We start from the raw sequence: 19560 nt of genomic DNA, 5'->3' as shown, positions 1-19560 counted from the left end.
AAGTGGGGAAGGAGTAGGAATCCGCGGCGCGGATAAATGCCATACTGCCCTCCACCTGATGTTTAAAATTGAATTTGTGCATTTACTAAGGACTTTGCAAAAACAACTACTAAATAAGCTTGTATTTTGTGCCCGCTAGCTGGGCGATCCTTTTTTTTATGATTAACGATAACAGAACTGCGTGTAAAAGTCCAAAATCCCATGCCGTAGCATCGAGCAGTTCATCCAGAGTCATGGTTCCCTGTTCGAGCAACAGTATGACACGGTTTTCCTCAGAAGTCTCACTTTCTGGCAATTTGGAGACCTCCTTCAGATTAGGACTCTGCTCTCTATTGTATGAAGAAACCTCCCTTGTACGCAAATCCGCTTCATACTCCTCAATAATATCCGAAGCTTCAGTGACTGTTTTGGCTCCTTGCTTAATCAAGCTCAGCGTGCCTCTACTCTTCGGTGACGTAATGGGTCCGGGAACAGCAAACACATCTCGATTTGCCTCTAGCGCAGCATCAGCTGTAATCAAAGAACCGCTTCTTGCATCTGCTTCGACGACAAGCGTTCCCTTCGTTAGGCCGGCTATAATCCGATTACGTTGTGGAAACATTCCCGGATGCGACCTTGTGCCTGGAGGATACTCTGATACGATCAAGCCTTTGCTAGCCAGCTCTGCAAATAAAGACGCATTTTGGGGAGGATAAATTTGATCGATCGCTGTTCCCAGTACACCAATCGTGTTTCCTCCCCGGCGCAGGGCTGTTTCGTGACAAATACTGTCAATGCCTCTCGCCAATCCGCTAACTATTGTAATCCCTGCATTACATAATCCCTCTGTTAGTATCTCCGCTGCTCTACGTCCATAAGCGGTGGGAACGCGAGTTCCTACCATGGCTACAGAACATGTATGCAAAAGTGATTTATCCCCTATTGTATACATTACCCAGGGTGGATCAACTGTTTCCTTCATTAATAGGGGATAATCCTCGTCCACATAAGTTACCGTTCCAATATCACCGGATTGGACTCGCTGATATCGTTCATGCACCCATTCTTCATCGTAACACTGGGCCGCAATGCGTGCCTGAGCAGGGCTTAACCCTATCTCAATCCATTTTTGTTCGCTAAAATGCAGTAGCTCATGCAATTGATAGTCACTCGACCAAATACGCTGGATTGTTTTTCTTCCGATTCCCTCTAACTCATGTAAGCCTAACAAAAGCCATCTTTCTTCCAAACTATGGTTCCCCCATTCACGGAAGAGTGAACCCTCCCTTATTTTGTGGCACAATGAGTCATTTTGCAAGCGTTTCCCTGATAAGCCTGTCTTAACGCAAAAAAAGCAACCTTTTCATCCCCTGTTTCAGAAGATAAAAAGGTTGCTTACCTTTCTTTCATTATACACTAGCCTGCGGCAAATTTCGATGCGTTTTATGGCCTGTATATTAATGAAGGAACACGATTTAATGTGTCGTGCACAAATTCAAAATACCACGTGCTTCCAGCACACTTACCAGTGTCGAGCCCATTTCGGAAGGAGTCGGTGCCACCTGGATCCCGCAGGCTTCAAGCGTGGCGATTTTCTCTTTAGCCGTTCCTTTTCCGCCAGAAATAATGGCACCAGCATGCCCCATCCGTTTGCCCGGAGGCGCAGTCACACCGCCGATAAAACCAACCACCGGCTTCGTCATATTGTCCTTGATCCACTCAGCAGCCTCTTCCTCGGCTGTACCCCCAATTTCTCCAATCATAATGACAGCGTGAGTGTTGGGGTCCTCATTGAAACGTTGCAAAATATCAATGAATTCCGAACCTTTAACGGGGTCACCGCCAATACCAACAGCGGAAGATTGTCCTATACCCCGGGTCGTTAACTGATGCACTGCTTCATAGGTCAAAGTGCCACTACGTGACACAACGCCTACATGACCTGGTAGATGAATGTAACCTGGCATAATACCGATTTTACATTCTCCTGGTGTAATAACACCTGGACAGTTAGGGCCAATCAGAACGGTCTTTTTACCTTCCATAAAACGTTTGACCCTAATCATATCAAGCACCGGAATGCCCTCCGTGATACAAATCACGAGATCTAAATCCGCATCTACAGCCTCCAAAATGGAATCTGCTGCAAAAGCCGGTGGCACGTAAATCACGCTCGCTGTTGCGCCAGTAGCTTCCTTGGCTTCGCTCACTGTGTTAAACACTGGCAATTTGACCTGTTGTCCGTTCTCCAGTGTAATTTCTACCTCGGTGCCCCCCTTACCTGGAGAGGTGCCACCTACCATTTGTGTACCGTAATCAAGTGCACCCTTGGCATGAAACAACGCCGTTTTTCCCGTAATCCCCTGTGTAATCACCTTTGTATGCTTATCGACCAAAATACTCACGATCTTCACATCCCCTATCGTTTATTCGGCATATCGGAATGCAAACAGGCTATTGAACAAGTTCGACGATTTTTTGGGCGCCATCCGCCATAGAATCGGCTGCCACGATATTCAAACCGGATTCCGCTAAAATCTGTTTACCGAGCCCAACATTCGTCCCTTCAAGACGGACAACAAGCGGACGAGTCAGCCCCAACTGTTTGGCAGCCTCCACGACGCCGTTCGCAATGATGTCACACTGCATAATTCCGCCGAAAATGTTCACGAAAATACCTTCTACCTTCGGATCGGACAAAATGATTTTGAACGCTTCGGTTACCTTTTCCGTCGTCGCACCGCCCCCCACGTCCAGGAAGTTGGCCGGATCGCCACCGTAATATTTGATAATATCCATGGTTGCCATCGCCAAACCCGCACCATTGACCATACAACCAATATTTCCGTCCAGAGCGATATAGCTTAGATCGTATTTAGATGCCTCAATTTCCTTCTCATCCTCTTCATCCAAATCACGCAGTTCCAAAATATCCTTGTGACGGAACAATGCATTAGAATCAAAATTCAGTTTGGCATCCAACGCCAGTACATTCCCATCACCCGTAACGACTAAGGGATTGATTTCTGCAATCGAACAGTCCTTGTCCACAAAAGCTTCGTATAGTGCCAACATAAACTTGACCGCTTTGTTTACCAGTTCATTAGGAATACTAATGTCATACGCCAACTTACGGGCCTGATACACCTGAAGCCCAATCGCTGGATCAACAACCGCTTTAAAAATCTTCTCCGGAGTAGCTGCAGCCACCTCTTCGATTTCCGTACCACCTTCTTCTGAGGCCATCATTACGATACGTCCAGTCGCACGATCTACGACAACACCGACGTAATATTCTTTACGAATATCGCAGCCTTCCTCAACCAAAAGGCGTTTGACCTCTTTACCTTCAGGTCCAGTCTGATGCGTCACCAGCACCTTACCCAAAATTTCAGCAGCAAAAGTCCGCACCTCATCCAAACCTTTGGCAACTTTCACGCCACCCGCTTTACCGCGTCCACCAGCATGAATTTGTGCTTTTACCACCGTAACAGCGCTCCCAAGCGATTCTGCCGCAGCAACGGCTTCCTCCACCGTATAGGCAACCTTACCGTTCGGTACAGCCACTCCGTACTGTTTCAATACTTCTTTACCCTGATATTCATGGATATTCATTCTGGAATCCTCCTATCAACATGACTGCAACAAGGGCGGTTCACAAGGAAATCTATACTAAACCTACATCATTGTAACATGTTTTTAAAACGCTTTCCTTATAATTTAACCTTATGAATTACAGTATTTTGATATCATTATCATTCCCAAAATCGAATGTTTGGATATTATTGGATATTATATATAATACAAATTCACACAAAAAAAGCACCTCTACAATATGGGATTACTAATCCGCATTAAGAGGCACTTTATTTCTTCAAGCATGATTAGGTATTTTTTCTTTCAGTGGAGATTAACTCATGCCGTAAGATTCGCAGAGCAACTGAAAATACCTTATGATTTTTCGATTTGTACATTCGCTTGATGAACACGATCGAGCAGATCATTGAATTGGAGCAGAAGCGACCCAAATTGATCATGGGTCATACTTGTTTTTTCCTGGATGCATCCAGGTACAGACAGAGCTTTTTCCCGTAATGCGATTCCCTCTGTCGTCAAAGAAATCAGCACCTTACGCTCATCCTGAGTGGAACGCTTTCGATCGATCAGCCCGGCGTTCTGCAATCTCTTCAATAGCGGAGTTAGTGTGCCGGAGTCCAAATATAGTGCCTCACCTAATTCCTTCACTGTACACTCTTCACGCTCCCAGAGCACGATTAGCACCAAATATTGTGAGTACGTCACACCGAGCTTTTCCAGATAAGGCTGGTATAGCTTCGTAATCTCTCTGGAGCATGCATATATGGCAAAGCATAACTGATTATCAAGTTTCAACGCTGCGTGTTCATTGAAGTTATTTTCCATACTGTCTAGTCACCTACTTTCGTCATTATTTTAGCACATTATATAGCAAAGTACATTCTAATTGCATAAAATACTTTACAAACAATAATTATTTTGATAAATTAAGTTGTGTAAAATATAAGTTAAGTGAGAGGCAGTGATTGGATTATGATGACCATTCAACAAAAAATGTATGAAACAACAGTAAAAGCGGTTGGTGGACGTAACGGTTATATCGAGTCTTCTTCCCCTGAAATTCGTTTAGATATTGATACCCCAAAAGAAATGGGCGGCGCAGGCGGTGCTGGTACGAATCCAGAGCAATTGTTCGCAGCAGGCTATTCCGCTTGCTTTGATAGTGCCTTAAATATGGTTGCCCGCATGCAACGTGTTAAGCATGAAGGTACTGAAGTAACAGCTACGGTCCATTTCGGCAAAGTGGAAGACGGTGGTTTCGGAATCGGAGTAAACCTCGACATACTGGTAAAAGGCGTCGATCATGAAACTGCAGTAAAACTGGTGGAAGGCGCGCACGAACAATGTCCATACTCCCGCGCTACCCGCGGAAATATTGAAGTGAAACTGAACGTTTTGTAACATAGAGTTAGAATGAATTTCACAACAAGCCCCTGAACCGTATTGGTCGAGGGGCTTGTTGTTTTTCCATCAAGTAACATGGGAGATGATGCATAATCGTATATACGAAATTGATATACTCATAGTATAATCACTATTGTCATAATCTTTTTTGCTTCTCCAGGTCTTTTTGCCTGGAGCTTTTTTTTGTCCTTATTTCCGTTTTCTCTCGTATACATATCCTTTGGAAAAACTTTTTCATAAAAATGATCATGCTGTATCTGCTAATTTTATCGCCTTTTTACATTTCGGGAAAATTGGAATTTGCTCTATCCATCTGGCGGTATTGAATAGCTTCAGCCACATGTGAAGTCGTAATTTTCTCTGACTCATGTAAGTCTGCAATGGTGCGGGACAGCTTGAGAATTCGATCATACGCACGCATGCTTAAACCAAGTGCATCCATCGTCTGGTCAAGCAACTCCGCTGCATTTTGTTCTAATACCGCATATTTACGCAGCAGCTGACCGGACAGCTCACTATTCCATGAAAAAGGAAGCTTGCTGTATCTGCGGATTTGTATTGCTCGAGCAGCCAACACCTGCTTTCTCATATCAGCAGACGACAGTGATTCTTTTTCCTCCCGCCAATCCTTCGGCTGCGATACTTCAAGCTGAAGATCGATCCGATCCAGCAGTGGACCGGAAATACGTGAACGGTAGCGGGCTACTGCTGCAGGTGAACAGGTACAGCGCTGATGTTCCGTATCATTTCCGAAAAAGCCACAGTGGCACGGATTTAAAGAGGCAGCAAGTAAAAAATGCGCCGGATACTTAAAAACAGCACGTGAACGACTGATCGTGACATTGTGGTCTTCCAATGGTTGGCGCAGTACTTCTAGTACATGACGGCTAAACTCAGGCAGTTCATCCAGAAATAAAATCCCTCGGTGTGCAAGACTGATTTCTCCTGGTTTGGGTATGCCTCCTCCGCCTACCAATCCAGCAGCAGAGATCGTATGATGAGGCGAACGGAAGGGACGAACATGCATGAGATGGGGCGATGACTCCTTCCATTTTCCTGCTGCGCTGTATACCTTGGTCACTTCTAGCGACTCCTTTTCAGTCAAAGGCGGCAGGATAGAGGACAATCTGCGGATGAGCATCGTTTTTCCAGCACCCGGCGGCCCCATAAGCAAAATATTATGCATTCCTGCTGCAGCAATAACTAACGCACGTTTGGCGTGTAGCTGACCCAGCACATCGCTGTAATCCTCCATATTACTGGCTAGTTCCTCTTGCTCGCACAACGCTATATGCTCTGCTTGGGATAAATGGTCATAGGAATGGATTATAACTTGTTTACTGGCAGTACAATTTTGATTGGTCACTTGGCCGTCCGGGGTGTCTTGTACATGCTCATTAACCGGGATAAGATCCACCAGATGGTGTATAGCGTAAATACGTATATCCGCAATTAGACGAGCCTCGCTTGCGTTTTCTTGAGGAAGCAGCACGGAATCGAATCCTTCTCGCTTGGCCAGATCAACCATAGACAACACCCCATTTACAGGACGAATGCTGCCATCCAGTGCCAGCTCGCCAATAAACAGCGTTCGTTCCCCTACTGGTAAAACAACCTGTCCGCTGGTTGTCAGCAAGCCTAAAGCGATAGCAAGATCAAAAGATGAGCCTTCCTTACGCAAATCTGCAGGAGCTAAGTTAATCGTGACACGCTGGGACGGATATTTGAAACCGCAGTTTTTGATTGCTGCTCTCACACGCTCTACTGCCTCTCGAATCGCTGAATCCGGCAATCCGATAATTGCGGTCTGAGGCAAGCCATTGGACAAATCAGTCTCAACTTCGATCAGAACGCCATCTATCCCATATAGGCAAGCTCCATGTAATTTTCCATACATATCAAAAAAGCACCTCTCCTCATATTGAAATGTCCCTCTCGGGAATCATTGCCTATATGAAAAAAGGTGCTTCCAAATTTTCATTTATTGCAAATATAATGTTCTAATTTTAGCTCCGAACATGCTTTCAAAATTCTTGACTAAGTTTATCTAACGAAAGATTATTTGTCAAACAAGGTCAGCTTATCGGCTGCCGGAGTACGTGGCCTTGATTCTGGGATAACGTCAGGATAGCCTGCATATATCATTCCTATTACCTTCTCACCCGGTTGGATTCCCAAATGTTCACGGAACTTAGGCGAGTATAAAAATGGCTTTGTCACCCAAAACGTTCCGATCCCTTTGCTCCATGCAGCAAGCATAAAGTTTTGAACAAGCGCGCTGACTGCTGCAAAATCCTCATCCCAAACCGCTTGACGCGGATCTTCTTCCATCACCACTAAAAGCTGAATCGGGTTGTGCAGAATTCCACTCTCAAACTTGTTGTCTTTACCAATATCGGCTGCAATGGCTTTTGCAAGCTTTTTCCGTCCTTCGCCAGCAAACAACAAAAAACGCCACGGTTCACGCATTTTATGATTAGGAGCCCACACAGCGACGTCCAACAGTTCTTTAATTGTATCTACCGGAATGGAGTCGGATTTAAATCGTTTAATCGTTCGACGTTCCTGAATTACATCTATGACATGTTCACTAAAGGTACGCTTTGTCACGTAAATCCTCCTTCACAGGTACAACTTCTCGATATTCATTTTAAGATGAAAATGATAACTATTCTCAATAAAATATACCTGTAGCTTTCCTTTCTGTCAACCTGCACATTTGAATTCAGTCCCGCACTCTTACCTTCGCAAAAGCTCTTACTCTTTTAAAATGCACCTATTAAATGGTCCGTAACAACTGCCTTTTCGTCAGTTAATTGTACAGAAATCATGTCAAAGCGGATTGGAGCATCTCCAATCCCATTCATATGCAAATATACAGCAGCTGTTTGGCGAACTTGGGCTATTTTACGCGCAGTAACTGATTCTGCTGGCGTTCCATATTTGGAGCTACTACGACTACGTACCTCAATAAACACGAATGTATGCTCCTGCTTGGCAATCAGATCTATTTCACCACTGCGGCATCGCCAATTACGCTCTATGATACGGTAACCCAAGTTTTCTAAAAACAAAGCCGCTGCCTCTTCGCCCATCGCTCCTTTGGCTTTCCGTTGATCCTTGCCTGCAGCCTTCATCTCATTCCTCATCACCAGTCATCCCTTGATGCAAGTCGATCCATTTGATAAATATAGGTAAGCACCTCTGCCACCAACTGATAGAGCTCAGCAGGGATTTGTTCGTCCAAATCAAGTTTGGATAGTACTTCAACCAGCGCAGCGTCCTCCTGTACCGGAACACCATGCTCTTTAGCTTTTTCTAAAATGCTATCCGCAATACGGCCGCTCCCTTTGGCAACGACAATCGGTGCTTCGCTCTCACCAGGCGTATATTTAAGGGCGACCGCCTTCTTTATGGAAGGAGAAGGAGGCTCCAACGGCTCTTTCATATTTTAAGATCGACTCCTTTATACGGCTGAGGTACATAGCTTTGTACTTCAGAAGAGACGAGGCTGTTCTGTTCAGTCCTTATGGGCATGGGCTCGGTACGAAGCGATAGAAGTTGGTATCCTAGTGACTCCAACGCTGTGTGAATGGACTCACGCCCACTGGTTAACAACGAAGCCGCCCATTCATGATCATTATGGAGCTTGACACTTACAATCCGATCTACAACCTGGACATCTACCAGGGTCGGTCCAAGCCCCTTCATGTCCAAATCAAACCAAAGACGACAGTTGGAGGCGTCCAGTTCTCCCCGTTTGCCGCGGCGAGACTGAATCTGGATCGTAGCTGTTTCACGACCGTCCGGTCCAACGAACGGTATAAACATGTGTACTTGTGCAAAAGGCGCCGTTCGGTCTGTATTGAGCAGCAACTGCTGACCTGTCAGGTTCTGTACAACCTGCTGAGCCGCCTCTTTCAAAGCGGGCGGCAGGTCGTCACTGCTCATCAGCTGGAGCAGCGCACCTTTTACGGTGGCTGCGTCTGCTGACACTGTGTCGCCTGACGTAGCCGCTAATCCCGGCAGTGTCTGGGGCATTCCCTCTGGCGACTCCATACGTGCCGTCGCCCCTTGCGCGACCTGTGTAGTCGCGCGGTGCACTTGCTGCTCATGCTCTGCACCGAGCAGCTTCAGTACGCGGCCCACCCACGGATCCTCCGTGGGGGTGAGCTGCGGGCTGGATGCCGCAGGCTGTGAAGCAGCGGCATCCGCAGTCCGCGAGGCGCCAGCCGCCGGCTGCGCTACCTCTCCCGTGGACTGGTCTGGTGCAGCCGTGCTCAGTTCGGGTGGCACGGCTGCACGCAGCTCTTGCAGCAGGAGGCGCAGCCGCTGGAGCGGCGCCTCTGGCGCAGTAACGTTGTTCGCCGCGGATGGTAGCGTAGAGCCAGCGGCTTGCTGTGCGGAAGGACGGTCTGCCATGACTGCGTTTAAGGCAGACTTCGTCCCCGTAGGCTCTGCCGTGGCCGGAGTTGGAGCACCATCGGCATCCTTAAGCTGCGTACCTGCCGCAGTAGCTTGCTGTTGTTGCTCCGCTTTGACGCGGGAGCCGTTTAATGCATCAGCAGCGCCCGATTCAGACGCATTGGCACCAGCATCCAATACCACTGGCGCTCCTCGCCCGCTAACTGCTTGCGGTTCTTCTGAAGCAGTCCCGTTGGATGCAAATGCAGTAGATCCCGCCGAAGTATCCGAATCTGTAGCCAAAACACTCGCTTCGCTTACTGTAGCAGCGAGATTGGCTGCCTGAGTCCCTTTTAACAATTCCTTGCCACCTGTGACTTGTTGTCCTGTTTCTGCCTGTTTTGTAGCAGCAGAGGCAGAAGCATCCTTGGACAATGTTAAAGCTTGGCCTTCCTGTCCATCTGCAATCACCACAGAAGAAGTGCCTGTTGGACTAACTGACGTTCGGTCAGTGCTTTTTATTGTGGCTGCTTCCCCTACTGAACGGTCAGTAGGCGTTCCCTGTCCTAGCTGCTTTAACACCGCTTCAAGTTCTTGCTCCAGCGAAGACAACAGATCATTTAAAGGAGGCCCAAACATCGCTTGACGCAATCCGTTTATGCTTTCTGCCGTCAATGGAAGTCCCCGCTGAAAAGCAACTGCCGCCGCCTGCACAAACGTTCCCAACTGTACATTGCCACTTTGCTTCGCCATAGCTTCTCGCAAAGAAGCCGCATTTTCAGATGTCAACGGCACACCATTCTTTTGCATTGCCTGTATAAGCTCCCTGTTCTGAGCTGTATCCGGCAGTCCCACCGATTCCAATACATCTGTCAGCGCTACGGTTTGCTGTGGTGTATTGGCCACATCGTTCAAAGGTTTAAGCACCGTCATTCCGCTGGGGGAAGCCGGTTGAACCTGAAACGTTGTAGTCTGCCCAGGTTGAAGAGGGGTCTCCAGCTTTGCCCTGACCTGAGAACCTTGTATTTGCAATACAGCCTCGTCGCCGTCCTCAGACACCTTTAATACGACTCCTCTTACGACCTGGCCTGGCTGCATATCAAGTTTTTTTGCCTCTCCCGCCTTCACATCTCCAAGTAATCCCCGAAATACAGATCCGATGTTCATATCGCCCCTCCTCTCACTCTCCCCCTACTCAAAAGGGGCTTATGGTATTAGTTATCCTTTATATCGGCATTGTCCCGATTCATAATAAGTAATCACAGATCAAACAGCGTCGGTTGCTCCGTCAACAGATTTCCCAGAAAGCTGCGTCTATGCATCTTTGTAGGTCCTAGCGCCAAAATTTGTTCCCTATGCAACTTGGTAGCGTAACCTTTATGTATACCGATCCCATATTCCGGATACTTCGCATCCCATTCACCTTTGCACAGCCGATCACGGGTTACCTTGGCGATGATAGAGGCCGCCGCAATAGACTGACTGTTCGCATCTCCTTTAATAATAGAGAGCTGAGGAATAGGCACATCTACCTTTTCTGCATCCACCAGTAAATAATCAGGAGACACATGTAAAGCCTCAATAGCCTGCTTCATAGCCAAACGAGCTGCTTGCTTAATATTGATATCATCAATCGTCTGCGCATCTACATAGCCAACTCCTACAGCAATGGCCTTCTCCATAATCAGCTCGTAGTACGCTTCTCTCTTCTTATCCGTCAATTTTTTGGAATCATCCACACCTTCCAGTAACTCACCCACTGGTAAAATGACTGCTGCGGCCACAACATCACCAAACAGACATCCGCGACCTACCTCGTCAATTCCTGCAATCCGCTCACAAGACTGCTCCCAGCATTTTTTTTCATAATGTAGCATGTCCTTCACTACAATCTCTTTATCTTCCATATTCAATACCTGCCCATCTATATGTAGTTTAACGCGTCATTCATGCCGTAGCTCTAGCGATTGAATTCAGCTTACCACAGACCTTCATCGTCCAAAACCCTTTTCTAACTGCCTTCAAATACCAAAAAAACCTTCCTCCTCTCCGGAGAGATGGGGAAGGTTCTTCCTTGCCACAAAGTGCTATGTTCTGTATCGGTGTACCTGTAGAATCAGTAAGGAGCTTCCAGACTGAACCGTCCCAGCTTCCCTGCACGCAGCTCACGCAAAATGATTTTTGACGCCTTTTCAAGATCCACACGTCCGCCGCTAACAATACAGCCGCGTTTACGTCCGATCGCTTCCATGACGTTGACAATTTCATCAGGATTTTCTGTATCTTCAGGACGTTTGGTGAGCTCAAAGCGCTCTGCCATTACATCCCAATAGTACTGGACCAAATATTTAGTCGCAAAAAAAGCAATATCCTCGACATTCAGAATTTCTTCCTTGATCGCACCTGTAACAGCCAGACGATAGCCTACATTCTGATCCTCGAATTTAGGCCATAGAATACCTGGTGTATCCAGCAATTCAATTTCACCGATCTTGATCCACTGCTGTGCCTTCGTTACCCCTGGACGGTCACCCGTAGCTGCAATATTACGTCCCGCCATTCGGTTGATCAGTGTCGATTTACCGACATTCGGAATACCAACAATCAACCCACGCATAGGACGCGGGTTCATTCCCTTCCGAATCTGCCGATCTATCTTTTCCTTAAGCAACAGCTTAGCCTGAATCGGGATTTCTTTTAGCCCCGTTCCAGTTGTGGCATCCACTGGTAAGGCCACATGCCCCTGTTCCTTAAAGTAGGCAATCCATTGCTGTGATACTACGGGGTCCGCCAAATCTGCTTTATTCAATATAATCATTCGCGGCTTGCCTTGCAAAATATCATCAATCATTGGATTTCGGCTGGAGAGCGGCAATCGAGCATCAATCAGCTCAATAACCAAATCAATCAGCTTTAATTTTGCTTCAATTTGGCGGCGCGCTCTGGTCATGTGACCAGGAAACCATTGAATCGTCACCGTCATCACCCCATTGTGCGTAACTCCAACTTTTACCCTTAGGCTCTTAGTTAGGATTACGGCAGCTATTAGTTATTCTAGTGGTTAATCCACTGCATATCTTTCGCCGGCCAGAAAATAACGTCAGCCCGACCCACGACTTCTTTCAAATCAATATATCCGATCATCCGACTGTCTGTACTATTGGAACGGTTATCTCCCATTACAAAAATATGCCCAGCCGGAACTTTTCCATCCTTAAACTTCTCATTTGGAAAATTTGTAAACTTGTTGTAAAGCTCGCCATTTTGATGCGCTTCTTCCAAAGGAGCTTTCAGGTAAGATTCCTGAATCGGCTTGCCATTTACTGTAATTGTGTCACCTTCTACCTTGACCGTATCTCCTTCAACGGCAATGACGCGTTTGATAAAGTCTCTTCCTTCCTCCGGCACATGAAACACGATCACTTCGCCTGGTTTAGGGGCACGGAAATCATACAAAATCTCATTCACAATGACGCGTTCTCCGGTATGAAAGTTAGGCTGCATCGACGGGCCATCCACAATAAACGGCTTAAAGAGAAGCCAGCGGATTAAAAAGACAAGCACTAACGCAATAATGATGGCCTTGAGCCACTCAAAAATCTCATTTTTTGGTTTACGCTTGGGCGTACCATCCTGATCAGTTGGCTGCTGTACAGCTCCTTGTCCTACTTCTTGCTCCATAGCTCACTGTCCTCTCTTTACGGTCAATAATCCACAGTTCCCTATGTACGTAGAAAAAACGAAAGGAGCTTGTAACCAAGCCCCTTTCGTTATTCGTTGTATTAACGACGAATTTCTTTAATTCTCGCTGCTTTACCGCGCAGTTCACGAAGATAATAAAGCTTCGCACGACGCACTTTACCACGGCGAGCCACGTCGATTTTATCGATTTTCGGGGAATGAAGCGGGAAAGTTCTTTCCACACCTACACCGTAAGAAATTTTACGAACTGTAAAAGTCTCACTGATTCCACCACCACGGCGTTTAATTACAACACCTTCAAACAACTGGATACGCTCACGAGTTCCCTCAATAACTTTCACGTGCACTTTCAAAGTGTCACCAGGACGAAAGTTAGGCAAATCTTTACGCAGTTGTTCTTCAGTGATCGCTTGGACGATATTCATCTATGACTCCCTCCTTCCGTACAGGTGTTCATGCTTCTTCTGGAAACACAACCGTTTCCTTCATCATCCACAGAGGACCACCGTATTACACACAACAGATGTATTGTATCATGGAGGATACCGCATTGCAACAACAAAAAGGGATTTGACCAAACATTATTTAATTGACTTTATTATAGAACAGGTCACTGCCTGCTTTCAAATCCACTCATGTTTAAAGCGTTTTAATGCTTGTCTTCCAAAAAGTCAGCTTTGCGTTGCTCCTCAATCCACACGCGCTCCTTGCCTGTCAGTTCAGCTTGTACCAATAGATCCGGTCGGCGTTCCATCGTGCGACGTAACGCCTCTTGTCGTCTCCAAGAATCAATATTGACGTGATGCCCTGACAGGAGTACATCGGGGACTTTCCAGCCCCGAAACTCCGCAGGCCGGGTATAATGGGGGTACTCCAGCAGCCCCGTACTAAACGAGTCCGTTACCGCACTCGTTTCGTTCCCCAGAACTCCTGGTAGCAATCGTGTCACACTGTCAATGACGGTCATGGCTGGAAGCTCACCACCAGTCAATACATAATCTCCGATAGAAAGCTCATCCGTCACCAAGTGCTCTCGAATACGCTCATCATAACCCTCGTAATGCCCACATATAAAAATAAGATGGTCCTCTTTGGCCAGCTCTTCCGCTTTCTTTTGCGTAAAAGTCTCGCCTTGTGGACACATCAAAATGATACGCGGAGATTTTATGTCTGTGTTACGTTCTACCCCTTCAAGTTGGTTAACTTCATCGGCAGTCTCTAATGTTGGTTGCTCTGATTTATCCAACAGCGCTTCCACAGCAGCAAAAATAGGGTCAGGCTTCAAAACCATGCCACCCCCACCGCCATAGGGCGTATCATCCACTTGTCCGTGTTTGTTGCCGGCATACTGACGAAAATTAACCGCTTGCAGTGATACAATTCCCTTATCCCTTGCTTTTCCCAGAATGCTTGCATTAAATACTCCATCAAACATCTCTGGAAACAGGGTCAGCACATCCACCCGCATTACAGCAGACCTTCCATTAACCGTACCGTAACTCGTTTTTCACGCACGTTTACATCCAAAATAACATCTTCTATATACGGCAATAGCAGTTCCTTGCCTTTAGGCATTTTGACTACCCATACGTCATTGGCTCCCGGAGTCAAAATTTCCTTGACCACGCCGAGCTCATTTCCGTCCTCGGTCACCACTTCCATGCCGACTACTTCATGAAAATAGAATTCATTTTCTTCCAATTCGCCTAACCGCTCAGCAGATACCTTCAACAATGTACCTTTATATTTTTCAACTTCATTAATATTGTGATATTCCTTAAATTTAGCGACAACCATTTTTTTTTGAAAACGCGCTGTTTCAACAGTTACGGGGATCGGTGCTTTACCTTCAGCCGGAACAATCAAAAGCTCACTGCCTTTTGCAAAGCGATCCTCTGGAAAATCTGTCGTCGTTAATATTTTTAGCTCCCCACGGATTCCATGGGTGTTCACAATTTTCCCGACATTAAACAATTGTTGCATCGTGTTCCTCCTGCTTGTAATCGGTCCCGCTCCATATACATCTTCATCATGTACGAAAAAGGGTTAGGACATACATCCTAACCCACTTTCGTATATCTTTAAGATATGATGTCTACGGTAACCCGTTTATCCATCTTAACGGCTGCTGATGCAACCACAGTGCGAAGCGCCCTGGCGATACGACCCTGCTTACCAATGATCTTGCCTACATCCTCAGGATGTACACTAAGCTCATATACAACAAGCCGATCCTTCTCCAAGGTCTTCACGGTTACATCTTCCGGATGATCGACTAAAGCCTTAGCAATGATTATCACTAATTCTTCCATGGTTGACCCTCCGTATCAGCACCTTATTTCTGTAGTTTAGACTCATGAAACTTTTTCATTACGCCCGCTTTGCTAAGCAAGTTACGGACTGTGTCGGATGCTTGTGCACCATCTTGCAACCATTTCAGCGCTTTATCTTCATCAATTTTTACAACCGCTGGTACTGTGATTGGGTTGTAGTAACCGATTTCTTCGATAAAACGACCGTCACGCGGGGAACGAGAATCAGATACCACGACGCGATAGAAAGGAGCTTTATGTGCACCCATACGTTTCAGACGAATACGAACTGCCACGAAAATTCACCTCCTTCAAAAAGTAGACTGTATATTGTTATCCATAATTCCAAGGGCCTATTGGCCTTAGCGGAAAGGAAACTTCATACCTTTACCCATACTCTTCAACTGCTTCATAGCCTTGTTTTTGCCACCCTTAGGTCCCATCATATCTGAGAACTGCTTCATCATGCGACGCATTTCGTCAAATTGCTTTATCAGACGATTTACCTCAGCCAGTGATGTTCCACTGCCTACAGAAATACGTTTGCGACGGCTATGATTAATCATGTCTGGGTTTTGCTTCTCCTGTGTGGTCATAGAATGAACGATAGCCTCAATTCGGCCCATCTGTTTGTCATCCACTTTGATATCTTTCATTTGCTTCATGTTGCCCATACCGGGAATCATATCAAGAATCTGGTCGATTGGGCCAAGCTTCTTAACTTGATCCATTTGCTCCAGAAAATCTTCGAAAGTAAACTCGGCATTACGCATTTTCCGTTCCATTTCCTTCGCCTTATCGGCGTCGATATTGGACTGCGCTTTTTCAATCAGGGACAACATGTCACCCATACCTAAAATCCGTGAAGCCATCCGTTCAGGATGAAACGGCTCCATCGCATCCAGCTTTTCACCCAATGTAGCAAACTTGATCGGACATCCCGTTACAGCTTTAACCGATAAAGCTGCACCACCACGAGTGTCGCCATCCAGCTTTGTCAGTACAACTCCCGTTAACTCTAGGCTAGTATTAAAGTGCTCCGCAACGTTAACCGCGTCCTGCCCCGTCATGCTATCTACAACCAGTAAAACTTCATCCGGGTTGACGTTGGTATGAATCCGGCGCAACTCTTCCATGAGCTCTTCATCAACATGAAGACGACCGGCAGTATCTATAATAACGTAGTCATTTCCATTATCCTTAGCATGCTGCAAACCCTGTTTTGCGATTTCCACTGGGCTTGTCTGATCTCCCAGAGTAAATACAGGAGTATTAATCTGCTCCCCAAGAACCTGAAGCTGCTTGATCGCGGCTGGTCTATAAATATCACCAGCTACAAGCAATGGGCGATGATTTTGCTTTTGCAGCAATTTCGCCAGTTTACCAGATGTCGTCGTTTTACCTGCGCCCTGGAGACCCACCATCATAATGACCGTAGGCGGTTTGTTTGCTTTGGCAAGCTTGGCCTGACTGCCACCCATCAACTCGGTCAGTTCCTTGTTCACGATGTCGATGATGACCATGCCTGGCGTAAAGCTGTCCATCACTTCCTTACCAACGGATTTCTCCTTTACCTTGGCAATAAAGTCCTTTACAACCTTGAAGTTAACGTCCGCCTCAAGCAAAGCTAATCGTACTTCGCGCATCGCCTGAGCTACATCATCCTCAGACACTTTTCCTTTACCGCGCAGTTTACTGAATACATTTTGCAAGCGAGTCGATAATCCTTCAAATGCCATACTTTCGCACCTCCTTGTCTACCAGGGTTGTTTGTTCTTAATCTATATGTCCTACAGTTCCTGCAGGCGATTTACAATTTGATGGACATGTTGCAGAGTGCCTTCATCGGACTCACTGATTTTACCGAATGCCTCATACAACGTCTTATTTAATTCATCGAGATCTTGGATTCTGCGCTCATACTTACTTAGCAAACCAAGCTTTTCCTCGTACATTTCCAATACCTGTTCAGCACGTTTAATATGTTCATATACTGCCTGACGGCTAATTTGAAATTCCGATGCAATTTCCCCTAAAGAAAAATCATCATGGAAGTAATATTTTAAAAACATCTGTTGCTTCTCTGTAAGCAGAGGTTCATAGAAGTCAAACAGTCGGTTAATCCGGTTTGTCTTTTCCAGCCGATTCTCCTGACTCATCTTGTATACCTCCATCGTCAAGGAAAAACACTTTACAGTTCTTTTCAACGTTCCTTATGATACCTAAAAGAAAAGAAGATGTCAAGCGTTATCCCTTGTCATACAAAAAAAAGCCGATCCACTGTCCTTAAACGGAAGTACGGATCGACTTTTTACCCATTGTTACTTAAACCCTTACCGGAGTAAGATACAGCAGAACAGCCAGAAAATGAAGTATGCTGCCTGCCAGAACAAACAGATGCCAGATCGCATGGTGATATGGAAATGCCCGCCACACATAGAAAATCGTGCCCAACGTATACATAAGGCCACCTACGAACAATAACGTCATCCCTCCGGCGGGAACAGTCGCAACCAGAGGATTCCAGGCAATGGTGATGAGCCAGCCCATCACAATGTAAAACACGGTAGACATAAACAGGAAGCGCTTGGTGAAGAACGCCTTGAACAACACACCGAACAGTGCAATCCCCCAAATCACTCCAAACAGTGTCCATCCCAGAGTACCTCGCAGTGCAACGAGCATAAACGGGGTGTAGCTACCTGCAATAAACAGGTAAATGCAAGAATGATCGAATATTTCGAACAAATCCTTCATTTTTCCTTCACGCAGGCTATGAAGCAACGTTGAATTGGTGTACAACAACAGCATCGTAATCCCGTAAATCGTAAAGCTGACGACATGCCAAGTGGTTCCTTTCATGCTAGCAAAAACAATAAGCAACACAAGCGCTGCCACGCTTAAAACGGCTCCAATTCCATGTGTAATGGCGTTGGCTACTTCTTCCCGTCGGGAGTAGGTATAGGTGTTTGCCATCGGTTTTTCACCCGGCTTCCTGATTTATATTTTACATACAAGATACATTACATATACGACATCGACAGACCTCTTGCTTTCATTATACATCTGGGCAAACTTGAACAGCAACAGGATGGCTACTTAGTTATCCCAAACGTAGCATGAAAGCCCACTTTAAACGTATCAGTTCTGTTCTTCCTCGCCTGTAGCAGTTGCTTCGACCGTCTCTTCCTGAATCAACCCCGCGAACAACGCATGAACGAATTGCTCGGAATCAAACGGTTGAAGATCATTCACTTTTTCACCTAAGCCCACCAGCTTAACAGGCAAATTCAGCTCCTGACGGATGGCCACAACAATCCCGCCCTTCGCTGTACCATCCAACTTCGTTAGTACCAGCCCGGTTACACCGCTTTTCTCACCAAACAGCTTGGCTTGGTTAAGTGCATTTTGTCCAGTCGTCGCATCAAGTACCAACAACACTTCATGAGGAGCATCTGGAATTTCGCGTTGAATCACACGGAAAATTTTGTTCAGTTCCTCCATCAGATTGCTTTTATTCTGAAGACGTCCTGCGGTATCACACAACAAAACATCCACTTGTCGCTGCTTGGCAGCCTGTACGGCATCAAACATAACTGCAGCCGGATCGGAACCGGATTGCTGCTTAATAACCTCTACACCTGCCCGCTCGCCCCATACCTCCAACTGTTCGATCGCACCCGCCCGGAACGTATCTCCGGCAGCCAATAATACTTTTTTTCCCTCTTGTTTAAAACGATGAGCTAACTTGCCAATGGTTGTCGTTTTGCCGACGCCATTGACTCCCACGAATAGAATGACTGTAATTCCGTCAGGACTCATTTTGAGCTGACTGTTGTCATTCCCCCGCAGCAACTCGGACAGCTTTTCCGACAATACAGGCTGTAATTCGGATGCATCCTCAATTTTGCGCTTTTTCACTTCTTCTCGCAGGTCTTCAATGAGGTTCATAACCGTGTTGACGCCTACGTCCGCTCCGATCAGAATTTCTTCCAGTTCCTCATAAAATTCCTCATCAATCTTTTTACGGCGAATCATCAAGTCCGTTACTTTTTCAACAAAACCTTTACGCGTTTTTTCCAAACCATCTTTGAACTGTTTTGTGACCGATTCAGTTTTGTTTGCAATGCTTTCCTTCAATTTCCTAAAGAAACTCATGGAT

Annotated in this window: 21 protein-coding genes and 1 pseudogene; 1 reads left to right on the top strand and 21 read right to left on the bottom strand. The window is 46.1% G+C overall.

The features are described 5' to 3' along the window. Positions 1-109: 109 nt before the first annotated feature. From dprA to MHH57_RS09600, 4 genes are all read right to left on the bottom strand, one after another. Positions 110-1228, bottom strand: a complete 1119-nt coding sequence (gene dprA, locus MHH57_RS09615) for a DNA-processing protein DprA (RefSeq protein ID WP_029516984.1) — start codon at positions 1226-1228, stop codon at positions 110-112. Between the two features lie 226 nt (positions 1229-1454). After that, on the bottom strand, positions 1455-2384 hold the full coding sequence (gene sucD / locus MHH57_RS09610) for a succinate--CoA ligase subunit alpha (protein ID WP_029516983.1): 930 nt from the start codon (positions 2382-2384) through the stop codon (positions 1455-1457). 49 nt (positions 2385-2433) lie between these two features. Beyond that, positions 2434-3594: an ADP-forming succinate--CoA ligase subunit beta gene (sucC, locus tag MHH57_RS09605; protein WP_342435045.1), complete on the bottom strand. Its 1161-nt coding sequence runs from the start codon at positions 3592-3594 to the stop codon at positions 2434-2436. Positions 3595-3930: 336 nt separating this feature from the next. Continuing rightward, a complete protein-coding gene (locus tag MHH57_RS09600) occupies positions 3931-4401 on the bottom strand; it encodes a MarR family transcriptional regulator (protein ID WP_209948035.1) in 471 nt (156 codons plus the stop codon). Positions 4402-4548: 147 nt separating this feature from the next. Here MHH57_RS09600 and MHH57_RS09595 point away from each other — a divergent pair, with 147 nt between their 5' ends. Further along, a complete protein-coding gene (locus MHH57_RS09595; protein WP_209948033.1) occupies positions 4549-4977 on the top strand; it encodes an organic hydroperoxide resistance protein in 429 nt (142 codons plus the stop codon). A gap of 280 nt (positions 4978-5257) precedes the next feature. Here MHH57_RS09595 and MHH57_RS09590 read toward each other — a convergent pair. The 17 genes and pseudogenes from MHH57_RS09590 to ftsY all read right to left on the bottom strand — a co-directional run. Further along, positions 5258-6895 (bottom strand): annotated as a pseudogene (locus MHH57_RS09590) (YifB family Mg chelatase-like AAA ATPase); the annotation flags it as partial. Between the two features lie 143 nt (positions 6896-7038). Further along, positions 7039-7590, bottom strand: coding sequence for a nitroreductase (locus MHH57_RS09585; RefSeq protein ID WP_209948030.1), 552 nt, complete (start codon positions 7588-7590; stop codon positions 7039-7041). A 155-nt stretch (positions 7591-7745) separates the two neighbouring features. Next, positions 7746-8129 (bottom strand): YraN family protein, encoded by a 384-nt coding sequence (locus MHH57_RS09580; RefSeq protein ID WP_342435044.1) that lies wholly within the window; start codon positions 8127-8129, stop codon positions 7746-7748. Then, a complete protein-coding gene (locus tag MHH57_RS09575) occupies positions 8129-8428 on the bottom strand; it encodes an EscU/YscU/HrcU family type III secretion system export apparatus switch protein (protein ID WP_023988176.1) in 300 nt (99 codons plus the stop codon). The genes MHH57_RS09580 and MHH57_RS09575 overlap by 1 nt, the downstream gene beginning before the upstream one ends. After that, positions 8425-10551: a DNA ligase gene (locus MHH57_RS09570; RefSeq protein ID WP_342435043.1), complete on the bottom strand. Its 2127-nt coding sequence runs from the start codon at positions 10549-10551 to the stop codon at positions 8425-8427. Before MHH57_RS09570 ends, MHH57_RS09575 begins: the two co-directional genes overlap by 4 nt. Before the next feature lie 92 nt (positions 10552-10643). Then, on the bottom strand, positions 10644-11291 hold the full coding sequence (locus MHH57_RS09565) for a ribonuclease HII (RefSeq protein ID WP_081112524.1): 648 nt from the start codon (positions 11289-11291) through the stop codon (positions 10644-10646). Positions 11292-11500: 209 nt separating this feature from the next. Beyond that, entirely contained in the window at positions 11501-12361 is an 861-nt protein-coding gene (gene ylqF, locus MHH57_RS09560) for a ribosome biogenesis GTPase YlqF (RefSeq protein WP_029514994.1), read from the bottom strand. Positions 12362-12438: 77 nt separating this feature from the next. After that, a complete protein-coding gene (lepB, locus tag MHH57_RS09555; RefSeq protein WP_025721709.1) occupies positions 12439-13065 on the bottom strand; it encodes a signal peptidase I in 627 nt (208 codons plus the stop codon). A gap of 101 nt (positions 13066-13166) precedes the next feature. Beyond that, positions 13167-13511: a 50S ribosomal protein L19 gene (gene rplS, locus MHH57_RS09550; RefSeq protein WP_010346403.1), complete on the bottom strand. Its 345-nt coding sequence runs from the start codon at positions 13509-13511 to the stop codon at positions 13167-13169. A gap of 224 nt (positions 13512-13735) precedes the next feature. Then, positions 13736-14554, bottom strand: a complete 819-nt coding sequence (gene trmD / locus MHH57_RS09545) for a tRNA (guanosine(37)-N1)-methyltransferase TrmD (protein WP_340955197.1) — start codon at positions 14552-14554, stop codon at positions 13736-13738. Then, the gene (gene rimM / locus MHH57_RS09540) at positions 14554-15069 is read right to left on the bottom strand and encodes a ribosome maturation factor RimM (protein WP_342435042.1); all 516 of its coding nucleotides are present in this window, start codon (positions 15067-15069) and stop codon (positions 14554-14556) included. Before rimM ends, trmD begins: the two co-directional genes overlap by 1 nt. A 98-nt stretch (positions 15070-15167) precedes the next feature. Then, positions 15168-15398 carry a KH domain-containing protein gene (locus MHH57_RS09535; protein ID WP_342435041.1) on the bottom strand — a complete coding sequence of 77 codons (231 nt, stop codon included), beginning with the start codon at positions 15396-15398 and terminating at the stop codon, positions 15168-15170. 23 nt (positions 15399-15421) lie between these two features. Further along, the gene (gene rpsP, locus MHH57_RS09530; RefSeq protein WP_013309862.1) at positions 15422-15694 is read right to left on the bottom strand and encodes a 30S ribosomal protein S16; all 273 of its coding nucleotides are present in this window, start codon (positions 15692-15694) and stop codon (positions 15422-15424) included. Positions 15695-15760: 66 nt separating this feature from the next. After that, positions 15761-17137: a signal recognition particle protein gene (gene ffh / locus MHH57_RS09525; protein ID WP_029514997.1), complete on the bottom strand. Its 1377-nt coding sequence runs from the start codon at positions 17135-17137 to the stop codon at positions 15761-15763. Positions 17138-17188: 51 nt separating this feature from the next. Continuing rightward, a complete protein-coding gene (locus tag MHH57_RS09520) occupies positions 17189-17557 on the bottom strand; it encodes a putative DNA-binding protein (protein WP_029514999.1) in 369 nt (122 codons plus the stop codon). Positions 17558-17723: 166 nt separating this feature from the next. After that, a complete protein-coding gene (locus MHH57_RS09515; protein ID WP_025721713.1) occupies positions 17724-18374 on the bottom strand; it encodes a hemolysin III family protein in 651 nt (216 codons plus the stop codon). 165 nt (positions 18375-18539) lie between these two features. Further along, the gene (gene ftsY, locus MHH57_RS09510; protein WP_025721714.1) at positions 18540-19556 is read right to left on the bottom strand and encodes a signal recognition particle-docking protein FtsY; all 1017 of its coding nucleotides are present in this window, start codon (positions 19554-19556) and stop codon (positions 18540-18542) included. Between the last annotated feature and the right edge of the window lie 4 nt (positions 19557-19560).

Origin of the sequence: Paenibacillus sp. FSL H7-0442 (assembly GCF_038593105.1) — a bacterium.
Taxonomy (GTDB): domain Bacteria; phylum Bacillota; class Bacilli; order Paenibacillales; family Paenibacillaceae; genus Paenibacillus; species Paenibacillus polymyxa_D.
This window is presented reverse-complemented; position numbering and strand designations above follow the sequence as displayed.